We start from the raw sequence: 12,623 nt of genomic DNA, 5'->3' as shown, positions 1-12,623 counted from the left end.
CTCTGATTGCCAAGGATAACTGACATGACCCCTGCAGCCCGTGTTCAAGCCTCAATCGAAATCCTGGATGACATTCTGGCCGGGATGCCGGTTGAAAAGGCGTTGACGGGTTGGGCCCGGCGCAGTCGCTTTGCCGGGTCGAAAGACCGCGCGGCAGTTCGCGATCATGTCTTTGATGCGGTGCGTTGCAAGCGGTCCTTAGCTGCACTTGGCGGGGCGAACACGGGGCGCGGTCTGATGATCGGCGCAGTTCGTGCCGAGCAGGGGAATTTGGAGGCGTTGTTTTCCGGAGATCGACACGCACCGTCCCCAGTTCTTGAGGCTGAAACAACCAGAGATTTCACCTCGGACTCGGAACGTTTCGACATTCCCGAGTGGTTATGGCCCCGGTTCTCGGCATCGCTGGGCGGGGAAGCAATTCCAGCGGCGCAATCACTGCAAACCCGTGCAGCGGTTCATCTGCGCGTGAACCTTTTGAAGGGCGACGTGGCCACGGCACTGTTGGCGCTGGAAGATAACAATATCAAAGCGCTTCCTCATCCCACCTGCGATACTGCGTTGGAGGTGACAGAAGGCGCGCGAAAAATCTCGCAAAGCCGCGCCTATGCCAATGGTCTGGTGGAACTGCAGGATGCAGCCAGTCAGGCAGTTGTCGCAGCGCTGGATCTAAAGCCCGCGATGCGTGTTCTTGACTACTGTGCAGGAGGCGGTGGCAAAGCGCTGGCGTTGGCCGCGCACAAGGGGCTCGAGGTGTTTGCCCATGACGTGAATGCCGGACGGATGCGCGACCTGCCAGCCCGGGCCGCGCGGGCCGGTGCAAAAATCACAATGCTGACCACTGACGAGATTGCCGATGTGGCCCCGTTTGACGTTGTTCTGGTTGATGCCCCGTGTTCGGGCAGCGGTTCATGGCGACGTGCGCCTGCAGGTAAATGGGCATTAACAGACGAGCGTTTGCAGGACCTGACGGCAATTCAGACAAGGATTTTGACGCAGATCATGAGTTTGGTTGGGGAGCACGGGACATTAGCATATGCGACCTGCTCAATGCTGAACGATGAAAACGGTACAGTCGTGGATCGTTTTCTTGAACGTAATCCTAAGTGGCGCGAAAGCTTTCGAAGATCGTGGCTGGTTACACACGGCACTGATGGTTTCTTCACAGCGCACTTGACGCGGTGACCATCTGGCGATTAGCAACCATGGGTAGAGTATTTCTTTCTAGTGTCCTTTAAGCGGGTGTTAACGTTTTTTGGATCGTTTTAACCCATAGCCCTTACCCCGAGCCATTAATGTCCGACACAGCAGATTTCTTTCCTAATCCGTCCATCTCAAAATTTCCCCCAGTTTCGCGACTTGGACCTCTTATTCTTCTGGCTGTTTTTCTGAGTGTTATGCCTGCAACCGGGATTTTGTCGCAGGATTGGAGCAGAGGGTTGCTTGTTGCCAGTTTGTCATTGCTCGTGGTGGCTGCTGGCGTTGTCATTCAGGTGCTGCTGGCCAATCGATCCGCGCGCCAGGCCACGGCAATCATGGCGGCTTTTGCCGAACAGGACCTGTTTCCGTGCCTGATCGCAAATTCGCATGGTGAAATACTAGTAGCCAATTCTCAGGCCGTCAGTCGGCTTCATGCGGATACGGGATTGAAACTGGCCCAGTGCCTGCGATCTGTTTTTGGCAATCCACCGGCGATTTTGTTGCGGCTGCAATCTCAAGCCCTGTTAAAGGGGCGGGCACGCGAAGATATCCTAACATATGGGGATACGATACCGGTGTCCGTTTTCCGGTTGGCCGAGGGTGTTTTCTGTTGGCGTTTCCAGTTGGATGAGCAAGCGAGCTGGCAAGATCTAACGCTGCCGGTTCTGTCCAAAGGTCGAAATGGGTTGGTGCTGGGTTTGAACGGTGCGGCTGAACGCCTGTTGGGGTTCAGACCGGGTTCCATTGAGGAGATTTTCCCGGATGGAACGCCAACAATTGGTGATATCAGCCAGGTACAAACGCGCGACGGCGCCGTCCCTGTCGTGGCGTCGCAACTCTCCCGATCCGGGTTCGGGCAAAACCTGGCGCTGTCACCTCTGAATGAGACTGCAAACACACAAGGCGGAACCGGTTTTGCGGACCTCCCGGTTGCGATCATGTGTCTTGCGCCGGATGGCACGATACTCGAGGCCAACCGACTGGCCAACAAGCTGTTGGGCGACACGCGCCTGAGGGACACGAACATCAGTCAGATTATGAACGGCCTGGGCCATCCGGTTCTGGAATGGCTGCAGCGGACGGCAAATGAGGAAGACACTCAGCGATCTGAGTTTTTGCGGCTTAGCCGGGATGACAAGGAAGTCTTTGTTCAAGTCACCTTGAACCGCATCATTGATGACGGAAAGGTTTGTCTGATTGCGGTTTTAAATGACGCAACCGAGCTCAAAACATTAGAAGCTCAATTTGTTCAAGGCCAAAAAATGCAGGCCGTCGGGCAGCTGGCGGGCGGTGTGGCGCATGACTTCAACAACTTGTTGACGGCCATTTCCGGGCATTGCGATTTACTTTTACTGCGACATGATCAGAACGATTCTGATTACGGTGACTTGGTGCAAATCAACCAAAACGCCAATCGAGCCGCTGCACTGGTCAGTCAGCTTTTGGCTTTTTCCCGGAAGCAAACCCTCAGACCCGAGATGCTGGATCTAAGGGATACGATCTCGGACCTGATTCACCTTTTGAACCGTCTGGTTGGTGAAAAAGTCCAACTGACACTCAGCCACGACCCGGTGTTGAAATCCGTCAGGGCAGACAAACGCCAACTAGAACAAGTGCTGATGAATCTTGTCGTCAATGCGCGTGACGCGATGCCCGATGGAGGAGAGATTCGAATTGAAACCGAGGTTCTGAATCTGACACGGCCATTCAGGCGCGACCGCGCGACAGTGCAGCCCGGGGAATATGTGACCGTCAAGGTGATCGATCAAGGAATTGGGATTCCCACGGATAAGCTGCAAAAGGTGTTTGAGCCGTTTTATACGACCAAGCGCACAGGCGAGGGCACCGGACTAGGGTTGTCGACTGCCTACGGCATCGTAAAGCAAACAGGCGGCTTCATCTTTGTGGACAGTGCACCGGGGCGGGGGACCGAGTTTGCCGTCCTTCTTCCTGTGAGTACCGCTGCAGCCGAACCTGGGCCGACGACACTTGAACAACCTGATACTCAAAACGCGGGTCAGGGCGAGGGCGTGGTGCTGTTGGTGGAAGACGAGGCGCCGGTGCGGGCTTTTGCGACACGCGCATTGAGATTGAAAGGCTACACGGTGCTTGAGGCTGAGTCCGCAGAAGACGCATTGCGGCTACTGGAAGATCCGGATTTAAACGTTGATGTGTTTGTCACCGATGTTGTGATGCCCGGCATGGACGGGCCAACTTGGGTGCGCCAAGCGATGGAGACGCGTCCGGACACGCGGGTGGTCTTTGTTTCAGGCTATACCGAGGGCGCCTTCGGCGATAACGGCCCGGAAATCGCGAATTCCACCTTCTTGCCGAAACCATTTTCACTCAACCAGCTGACCGAGGCCGTTTTCCAACAACTAAGCTGACCTGGCTATTCGGCCGAGTCATGCGTGGCAAATTCCGCTGCGTGTTTATTTCGAAACTTGCGGCGTGTTTCTTCGGTCAAAGAAAGGTCGCCGGGAGGAGAGACGTTTTCCCGAGGCAAGGTGATGTCTACGTTAAGGCGGTCCTGTAGGAAGGTCAGGATCTTGTCTTGGTTTTCGTATTTGAAAACGTGAGTGGCGCCGAATCCATTGCTGCGTGTGCGGAAAAACTGGCTCTGACTACCCACATCGGCAAATTCAGGGCGGGGATTTTGCATGTAAGCGCGGACAAACTCGTCGAACGTGATGTCGCGGGTCGAGTGTGGATGGCCGACACGGTCCTGCCTGCTGCGAAACCTGTACCAACTGCCGAGCCAATCGATGGGTTCGCGAACAACGGCCATGATCTCCATCTCGGTGTTGTACATCTTGCGAAACATGTTTTGAAAAAAGCGATCGTATCGGCGCACCGGGGCATGCTTCAATTCGGGTGGGCCTGCTACTACAAGGTCGGCACGGTCGCGCAATGCCGAATGATACGCAGTGCTCCCGGTTTTGGGAACAGACAAAAACGCCAGGCGTTCCTTATAGAAAACAAGCATTTATCAACTTCTCGATCACATAACTTATACACGCAGATTGTCGTAAACGACTCCTTAATACAATTGCAGAACAGTGAGGTCTGTAAGTTTTAGTTGAAATGTTCTCTTTTTGGTCCCATAAGGAACAAGAGGCGAACAAAGCAGCGATTGCCGCCCGGCCAAGGGTGTGACAAAAGAGAAGGCGACAGGACAATGGCGGATCTTCTGACGATGAGCGACAAGAAAAACGCGGACAAGCAAAAGGCGCTCGACAGCGCGTTGGCCCAGATCGAACGCCAGTTCGGCAAAGGCTCGATCATGAAGCTGGGTGATGACACCAAGCAAGAGATCGAGGCAAGCTCGACCGGATCTCTGGGCCTGGACATTGCACTGGGCATTGGCGGGTTGCCGATGGGCCGCATTGTCGAGATTTATGGGCCCGAAAGCTCGGGTAAGACCACGCTGACCTTGCATTGTATTGCAGAGCAGCAAAAGCGTGGCGGTGTGTGTGCGTTCGTTGATGCGGAACATGCGCTTGACCCGCAATATGCCCGCAAGCTGGGCGTTGATCTGGACGAGTTGTTGATTTCACAACCCGACACGGGTGAGCAAGCTTTGGAGATCACTGATACGCTGGTACGGTCTGGTGCGGTGAACATGGTTGTGGTCGACTCGGTGGCGGCGCTGACGCCGAAATCCGAGCTTGAAGGCGATATGGGCGACAGCAGTGTTGGTGTGCAAGCCCGTTTGATGAGCCAGGCGATGCGCAAACTGACCGGATCGATTAATCGCAGCAAGTGTATGGTGGTCTTCATCAACCAGATTCGGATGAAGATCGGCGTTATGTTTGGCAGCCCGGAAACCACGACCGGTGGCAACGCGCTGAAATTCTACAGCTCGGTCCGTCTGGACATTCGCCGCATCGGCGCGATCAAGGACCGGGATGAGGTTGTCGGCAACCAGACCCGTGTCAAAGTTGTGAAAAACAAGGTGGCACCGCCCTTCAAGCAGGTGGAATTCGACATCATGTATGGCGAAGGCATCAGCAAGATGGGTGAACTGTTGGATCTGGGCGTCAAAGCCGGTGTGGTCGAGAAGTCAGGTTCGTGGTTCAGCTATGGCGACGAGCGGATCGGGCAAGGGCGTGAGAATGCCAAGCAATATCTGCGCGACAACAGCCGCATAGGGCTAGAGATCGAAGACAAGATCCGTGCCGCGCATGGTTTGGATTTCGAGATGCCACCGAATGCCGACGAAGATGATATCCTCGAGGCATAGCAATAGCCTGGATTTCTGACAGAAGTTTTCGACGGGGCGGCCGGTTGGGCCGCCTTGTCAGTTTTCACCAACCGTATCCTGTGGACACTCCCTTGGCAGGGGGCTAAACCTTCGCGGACGACTGTGATTGCCCGCCGAGAGAGCCCTATGCCCACGCTGAACGATATCCGCTCAACCTTCCTGAACTACTTTGCCAAGCAAGGTCACGAAGTGGTTGCGTCCAGCCCGCTGGTGCCGCGCAATGATCCAACATTGATGTTTGTAAATTCCGGTATGGTGCAGTTCAAAAACCTGTTCACCGGCCTGGAGAACCGCGAATACCAACGCGCCACGACAGCACAGAAATGCGTGCGCGCTGGCGGCAAGCACAACGATCTGGACAATGTGGGATATACGGCGCGCCACCACACATTCTTTGAAATGCTGGGCAACTTCTCGTTCGGGGACTATTTCAAGCCTGAGGCAATTCCATTTGCGTGGGAGTTGATCACCAAGGAATTCGGTATCGACAAGAGCCGCCTGTTGGCGACCGTCTATCATACCGATGATGAGGCGTTTGAGATTTGGAAAAAGGTCGGTATCCCAGAAGACCGGATCATCCGCATCGCCACTAATGACAATTTCTGGCAAATGGGTCCAACCGGGCCCTGTGGTCCGTGCACCGAGATCTTCTATGATCATGGCGATCATATCTGGGGTGGCCCTCCGGGATCAGCCGACGAAGACGGTGATCGTTTCATCGAAATCTGGAACATCGTTTTCATGCAAAACGAGCAGTTCGAAGATGGTTCGATGGTGGAACTCGACATGCAGTCGATCGACACGGGCATGGGACTGGAACGCATCGGGGCCTTGCTGCAAGGCAGCCACGACAACTATGATACCGACCTGTTCAAGACGCTGATCGAAGCATCGGCGGATGTCACACATGTCGATCCGTATGGTGATCAGAATGTGCATCACCGCGTTATTGCGGATCACCTGCGGTCGACCTCTTTCCTGATGGCGGATGGCGTGATGCCGTCGAATGACGGACGCGGCTATGTTCTGCGTCGGATCATGCGTCGGGCGATGCGCCATGCGCATTTGTTGGGTGCAAAAGATCCGGTCATGCACCGGCTTGTTCCGACCTTGGTGCAACTGATGGGCGCTCAGTACTCCGAACTGGGCCAGGCGCAGGCGCTGATCGAAGAGACTTTGTTGTTGGAAGAAACCCGGTTCAAGCAAACTCTGGATCGCGGACTGAAACTGTTGGACGACGAAGTTGCCGGATTGCCTGAAGGTGAGCAACTGCCTGGCGACGCGGCGTTTAAGCTTTACGACACTTTTGGGTTTCCGCTGGATTTGACGCAGGATGCGCTACGCGAAAAGGGCCGCAGCGTCGACACCGATGGTTTCGATGCGGCCATGGCGGAACAGAAAGCAAAGGCGCGCGCTGCGTGGTCGGGATCAGGCGAAGCCGCAGATCAGGCCGTATGGTTTGACGTACTTGATCACGACGGCGCTACTGATTTTCTGGGTTACGACACCGAGAAAGCGGAAGGTCAGGTCATGGCCCTGGTGGTTGATGGCGCTTTGGTGGACAAGATCGAACAGGGCGGCGGTGGCTGGGTCGTTGTGAACCAATCCCCGTTCTATGCCGAAGCTGGCGGCCAGATAGGTGATACTGGCGAAATCCGCCGACTGGAAGATCGCGACGATGTTGCAAAGGTCGAAGACACCAAGAAATTTGCCGACGGTAAGGTCTATGCGCATAAGGTGACTGTAGATCACGGAGCGTTATGCAAAGGCGATGCGGTCGAGTTGGAAGTTGATCACGCGCGTCGCACTGCAATACGCGCCAATCACTCGGCAACGCACCTGCTGCATGAGGCACTGCGCGAGGCGTTGGGTGATCACGTGGCGCAGCGCGGATCGCTGAACGCATCAGATCGTTTGCGGTTTGACTTCAGCCATTCCAAAGCGCTGTCTCAGGAAGAAGTGCAGAAGGTCGAGCGTGAGGTGAACGATTTCATTCGCCAGAACTCGGCAGTCGAGACACGGGTCATGACCCCGGACGACGCGCGCGAGTTGGGGGCGCAAGCGCTGTTTGGTGAGAAATACGGCGACGAGGTTCGTGTTGTTTCGATGGGCAAGGCCCCAACCGGAAAAGGCCATGACGGCGAAACCTGGTCGATTGAACTGTGTGGTGGAACGCATGTTCGTCAAACCGGAGATATCGGAACATTTGTTGTCTTGGGTGACAGCGCCAGCAGCGCGGGTGTTCGGCGGATTGAAGCGCTGACCGGAGATGCGGCATTCCGCTATTTGTCGGCGCAGGATCAACGTGTGTCAGAGGTCGCGTTGGAATTGAAGGCGCAGCCGGATGACGTGGTCAGCAGAGTAAAGTCGCTGTTGGATGAGCGCAAAGCGTTGCAAAACGAGCTTGCCCAATTGCGGCGCGATCTGGCCATGGCTGGTGGTGCGGGTCAGGGGTCTGGTGCTGAGGCGCGTGATGTCAATGGCGTAAAGTTCCTGGCTCAGGCTCTGACTGGTGTGTCCGGAAAAGATCTGCCTGCGTTGATAGACGAGCACAAAAGCCGCATTGAATCCGGGGCCGTCTTGCTGATTGCAGACACCGGTGGGAAAGCGGCGGTTGCGGCCGGGGTGACACAGGATCTGACTGACAGGATCTCAGCCGTTGATCTGGTAAAGGCAGCGGTGGTCGAACTGGGCGGTAAAGGTGGCGGTGGGCGTCCGGACATGGCCCAGGGCGGCGGCAGAGATGCCGCCAATTCGGATGCAGCGATCAAAGCTGCGGAACAAGTACTGGGAGGATAAGATGCCTGCACTTTGGATTGCGCATGTAACAGTGACCGATGCTGAGGCATATGGAAAGTATGCTGAGTTGGCCGGACCAGCGATTGCCAAGCACGGGGGCGAATTTATCGCACGCGCGGCACGCTATGTGCAATTGGAAGGTAAGGAAAGACCTCGAAACGTGGTTGCCCGGTTCCCGTCCGTCGAAGCGGCGGTCGAGTGTTACAACTCGGTGGACTATCAAAAGGCCCTTGATCACGCACGCGGCGCAAGTGAGCGTGAACTTGTTGTTGTGGAAATAACAGACTGAGAATCAGTCTTCAAACATTGGTTCAAGACATTTGAGCCAAGTGTGCTGTTTGTAAGCAAATTTCAGCTTAGACCAATTGCGGCACGTGTAACGATTTCGTGTTCGGATGGCCTGTGAGGTTTATTTCATATTTGTCATGGACTTAACGGCATGCTCCCGGGCAAAGCCGTGGAACGCGTGCCCCAATTGTGGCCACCGCATCTAACTTCTTGCCCGAAATGGTCAAATTCGCTGACGAATTTCCGCCTTTTTTCCCCTTCAGTCTAACCGGAGATTGCATAACCAGGCCTGTTTACGGATAGTTTCAAAAAACGGTACAAGGTCCTGCTTTACGGCAATTGCTCGGAAAAACCTGGATCGAGGGACAGGCATGACATCGTATAGCACTAAGTTATCGTCAGGTATTGGTCACTTTGTGAGAACATCCGGACGCGCAACAGGACTATTTGCCCTTGTTTTGGGGTCTTTCTTCGTGGGATCCGAGGCCAAGGCTTTTGAAAAGGCCTTTATCACCACAGTCGCAGCTTCGCCTCCTCCGTCCGGGGCACATCAATTATGTCGTCAGTATAGTTGGGCGTGTTCCTCCAAGCGGTCGATATCGCTGACAAGTCAGCAGGAGATGCAGATTATTCGGCAGGTAAATCGCCGCGTGAACGCCACAACCCGCGAGGTGGCTGACCAGCTTCAGTACAAAACCCGGGAAAGATGGGCTTTGCCGACGTCTCGTGGCGGTGATTGCGAAGACTTCGCTCTTTTGAAGAAACGGGATCTTATCAAGGCTGGAATCGATCCGAAGAAGCTCCTGATCGCGACCGTTCTGGATAGAAGCCGGAATGGTCACGCTGTTTTGGTCTACCGGTCTGCAAATGGCGATCTTATTCTGGACAACGCGACGAGCCGGATCAAACCCTGGGCGGATACGCGTTACCTGTTTTTGCGGATGCAGGACCCAAATCAACCGCGCCGATGGGTTGGCGTTTACGGGAGTAGCTAATTCTCTTCCCTTCCAGTTTTGATGAAAATTAGAGGAACCGGTGAAAAGGTCACTTTTCACCGGTCTTTGTTTGTTTCTAGGTCAGTCTTTGACTGGATCGCTTGGGCCGTTCCCGCCACCGGACCCGCCGTCTCCGCCGCCGTCGCCGCCACCGGAGCCAGAGCCGCCGCCATCACCACCACCGTCGCCGCCGCCGGAACCAGAGCCGCCGCCATCACCACCGCCAGAGCTGGATCCACCACCGGAACCAGAGCCGCCGCCATCACCACCGCCAGAGCTGGATCCACCACCGGAACCAGAGCCGCCGCCGTCACCGCCGCCAGAGCTGGATCCACCACCGGAGCCAGAGCCGCCGCCGTCACCGCCGCCAGAGCTGGATCCACCACCGGAGCCAGAGCCACCGCCGTCACCGCCGCCGGAGCCGGAGCCGCCACCGTCGCCACCGCCGGAGCTAGAGCCGCCACCGGAGCTAGAGCCACCACCGGAGCTAGAGCCACCACCGGAGCTAGAGCCACCACCGGAGCTAGAGCCGCCACCGGAGCTAGAGCCGCCACCGGAGCTAGAGCCGCCACCGGAACTAGAGCCGCCGCCCGAGCCGCCGCCTTCGTCGGCTGATCCATCACCAGTTCTTTGTGTTGGTGCGCCGATCGAAGCGGTCGGGAAGTCCGTCAGAACAGCGGCAAAGGCCGGGCAAAACTGAAGGGTTCTTGTGAGAATATCTTCGAAGTCGGGACGGCGCTGAATATAACGCAGCATCCGAGCATCGACGACGCTACACGCACAAAGCGTTTCGGTTGAAACAGATTGCTTGGCTGTTCTTACGGTGCACTTTTCTGCAGCCTGTGCCGGAGCACCAGCGAGTAATGGGACTGTGGCTGATGCGAAAACAATGGATAAAAGACGGAACTTGATGCGCATAGCGCGTCTCCTTGAAACTCGTTAACAACTACGTCGTACTTATGCGCTATACTGGATGCTGCGTGTATGAACGACGTCACACTTTGGCCATAAATACACCTTTCTTGAGCCCGATTTACAAGAAGATGTTTGGCTGATTGAGCTGTAATCGACTCCCCTAATAGTTGAATGTTCTTTCAAAACAGAGAGAAGGCCTGACGTAACGGCAGGCCCTCAACTTTTCATCATTTTTGAAATGGGTGAAAAAATGTCACACTCATGTCATTGTTTCCAACCTCACACCAGTCCACAGGCGGTGTTTTAGGCCGATCTGGACATCCTTTTGCGCTCATGCGGATCCAGAAAGCGCTTGCGCAAACGGATTGCGTTGGGCGTAACCTCAACCAATTCGTCGTCGTCGATATAGGCAATCGCCTCTTCCAGTGAAAACTGGATGTGAGGCGTCAGACGGACCGCATCGTCGGACCCGCTGGCCCTGACGTTGGTAAGCTTCTTGCCCTTCAAGGGGTTCACTTCCAGATCGTTGTCACGAGAATGTTCGCCAATCACCATGCCCTGATAAACATCTGTCTGAGGACCGACGAACATGCGGCCGCGCTCTTCCAGGTTCCAAAGCGCGTAGGCAACGGCTTGGCCGTTTTCCATGGAAATCAGAACACCTGCACGGCGACCGGGGATGGGTCCCTTGTGGGGCGACCAGCCGTGGAACACACGGTTCAAGACGCCGGTTCCGCGTGTATCGGTCAGGAACTCTCCGTGGTATCCGATCAATCCGCGGGACGGCACATGTGCGATGATGCGGGTCTTTCCGACACCTGCGGGGCGCATTTCTGCCAGTTCGCCTTTGCGCGCACCTGTAATTTTCTCGATTACTGACCCGGAGTATTCGTCATCCACATCAATGGTGACCTCTTCGATGGGTTCAAGCCGTTGACCTTCTTCTTCGCGAAACAGAACCTGCGGGCGTGAGATGCTGAGCTCGAATCCTTCACGGCGCATGTTTTCGATCAACACGCCCATCTGAAGTTCGCCACGACCGGCGACCTCAAAAGCTTCGCCACCGGGGGTGTCGGTGATGCGGATGGCCACATTGGATTCGGCCTCTTTCATCAGGCGATCACGGATCACACGCGATTGGACCTTTTTACCGTCGCGGCCAGCCAGAGGTGAATCGTTGATCCCAAATGTCACTGTGATCGTAGGCGGGTCGATGGGCTGGGCGGGCAGAGCTTCATCTACTTGCGGGGAAACCAGGGAGTCGGCCACGGTCGCCTTGCTCATGCCTGCGATGGTGACGATGTCGCCTGCTTCGGCCACATCGATGGGTTGTTGGCCCAATCCACGGAAGGCCAGGATTTTGGAGGCACGGAAGCTTTCAATAGGTGTGCCGTCCCGGCTGAGGGCTTTCAGGCTTTCACCCGCTTTCAACGTGCCGCTTTCGACGCGGCCCGTCAGGATGCGCCCGATGAACGGATCACTGCCAAGAGTAGTTGCCAGCATCCGGAACGGTTCGTCCTTGTGTTCGGCCTGCTTGGGTGCGGGCACATGATCTACGACAAGATCAAATAGCGCGGTCAGATCTTTGCGGGGTCCGTCCAGTTCCATGTCAGCCCAGCCTGAGCGGCCCGAGGCATACATGGCAGGAAAATCCAACTGATCGTCATCTGCACCAAGGTTCGCAAACAGATCAAAGCATTCGTCCAGTGCACGATCAGGTTCGGCATCGGGCTTGTCGACCTTGTTCAGCACCACGATCGGGCGCAGGCCCAGCGCCAAAGCCTTAGAGGTCACGAACTTGGTTTGCGGCATCGGACCTTCGGCGGCATCCACCAGCAAAACAACGCCATCGACCATGCTGAGGATCCGTTCCACCTCGCCACCGAAATCGGCGTGGCCGGGGGTGTCGACGATGTTGATCCGGGTGCCTTTCCATTCGACCGACGTGGCCTTGGCCAAGATGGTAATGCCGCGCTCGCGTTCGAGGTCATTGCTGTCCATAGCACGCTCTGCCACAGCCTGATTTTCCCGGAACGCGCCGGATTGTTTAAGCAGCTCATCCACCAGGGTCGTTTTACCGTGGTCCACGTGAGCGATGATTGCGATATTGCGCAGGTCCATGAGAGGTCAGCCTTTGAACGGGAAGTTGCCGCGCGCATAACGCG

The 12,623-nt window shown here is 55.9% G+C and carries 9 protein-coding genes; 6 read left to right on the top strand and 3 right to left on the bottom strand.

The window, feature by feature from the left end:
* Nucleotides 1-24: 24 nt before the first annotated feature.
* Both Q1B13_RS09710 and Q1B13_RS09705 read left to right on the top strand, forming a co-directional pair.
* Nucleotides 25-1,182: an RsmB/NOP family class I SAM-dependent RNA methyltransferase gene (locus Q1B13_RS09710; RefSeq protein WP_299075479.1), complete on the top strand. Its 1,158-nt coding sequence runs from the start codon at nt 25-27 to the stop codon at nt 1,180-1,182.
* Nucleotides 1,183-1,292: 110 nt separating this feature from the next.
* Nucleotides 1,293-3,584: an ATP-binding protein gene (locus tag Q1B13_RS09705; protein ID WP_299075477.1), complete on the top strand. Its 2,292-nt coding sequence runs from the start codon at nt 1,293-1,295 to the stop codon at nt 3,582-3,584.
* Between the two features lie 5 nt (nt 3,585-3,589).
* On the opposite strand, the gene Q1B13_RS09700 is transcribed toward Q1B13_RS09705, so the two are convergent.
* A complete protein-coding gene (locus Q1B13_RS09700) occupies nt 3,590-4,183 on the bottom strand; it encodes a sulfotransferase family 2 domain-containing protein (RefSeq protein ID WP_299075474.1) in 594 nt (197 codons plus the stop codon).
* A gap of 192 nt (nt 4,184-4,375) precedes the next feature.
* Between Q1B13_RS09700 and recA the strand changes: the two genes are divergently transcribed.
* From recA to Q1B13_RS09680, 4 genes are all read left to right on the top strand, one after another.
* Nucleotides 4,376-5,440 (top strand): recombinase RecA, encoded by a 1,065-nt coding sequence (gene recA / locus Q1B13_RS09695; RefSeq protein WP_120635490.1) that lies wholly within the window; start codon nt 4,376-4,378, stop codon nt 5,438-5,440.
* A gap of 147 nt (nt 5,441-5,587) precedes the next feature.
* Nucleotides 5,588-8,260 (top strand): alanine--tRNA ligase, encoded by a 2,673-nt coding sequence (gene alaS, locus Q1B13_RS09690; protein ID WP_299075471.1) that lies wholly within the window; start codon nt 5,588-5,590, stop codon nt 8,258-8,260.
* Between the two features lies 1 nt (nt 8,261).
* Nucleotides 8,262-8,549 carry a DUF1330 domain-containing protein gene (locus Q1B13_RS09685; RefSeq protein ID WP_299075468.1) on the top strand — a complete coding sequence of 96 codons (288 nt, stop codon included), beginning with the start codon at nt 8,262-8,264 and terminating at the stop codon, nt 8,547-8,549.
* 370 nt (nt 8,550-8,919) lie between these two features.
* On the top strand, nt 8,920-9,543 hold the full coding sequence (locus tag Q1B13_RS09680; protein WP_299075465.1) for a transglutaminase-like cysteine peptidase: 624 nt from the start codon (nt 8,920-8,922) through the stop codon (nt 9,541-9,543).
* An 81-nt stretch (nt 9,544-9,624) separates the two neighbouring features.
* Here Q1B13_RS09680 and Q1B13_RS09675 read toward each other — a convergent pair whose 3' ends face one another.
* Together Q1B13_RS09675 and typA are read right to left on the bottom strand one after the other, a co-directional pair.
* A complete protein-coding gene (locus Q1B13_RS09675; protein WP_299075462.1) occupies nt 9,625-10,461 on the bottom strand; it encodes a hypothetical protein in 837 nt (278 codons plus the stop codon).
* A 300-nt stretch (nt 10,462-10,761) separates the two neighbouring features.
* Nucleotides 10,762-12,579, bottom strand: a complete 1,818-nt coding sequence (gene typA, locus Q1B13_RS09670) for a translational GTPase TypA (RefSeq protein WP_298935425.1) — start codon at nt 12,577-12,579, stop codon at nt 10,762-10,764.
* Nucleotides 12,580-12,623: the final 44 nt, after the last annotated feature.

The sequence above is a fragment of the uncultured Ruegeria sp. genome (assembly GCF_947489545.1).
Classification (GTDB): domain Bacteria; phylum Pseudomonadota; class Alphaproteobacteria; order Rhodobacterales; family Rhodobacteraceae; genus Ruegeria.
The sequence above is the reverse complement of the archived record's forward strand: the minus strand, read 5'-3'. Positions and strand labels throughout refer to the sequence as shown.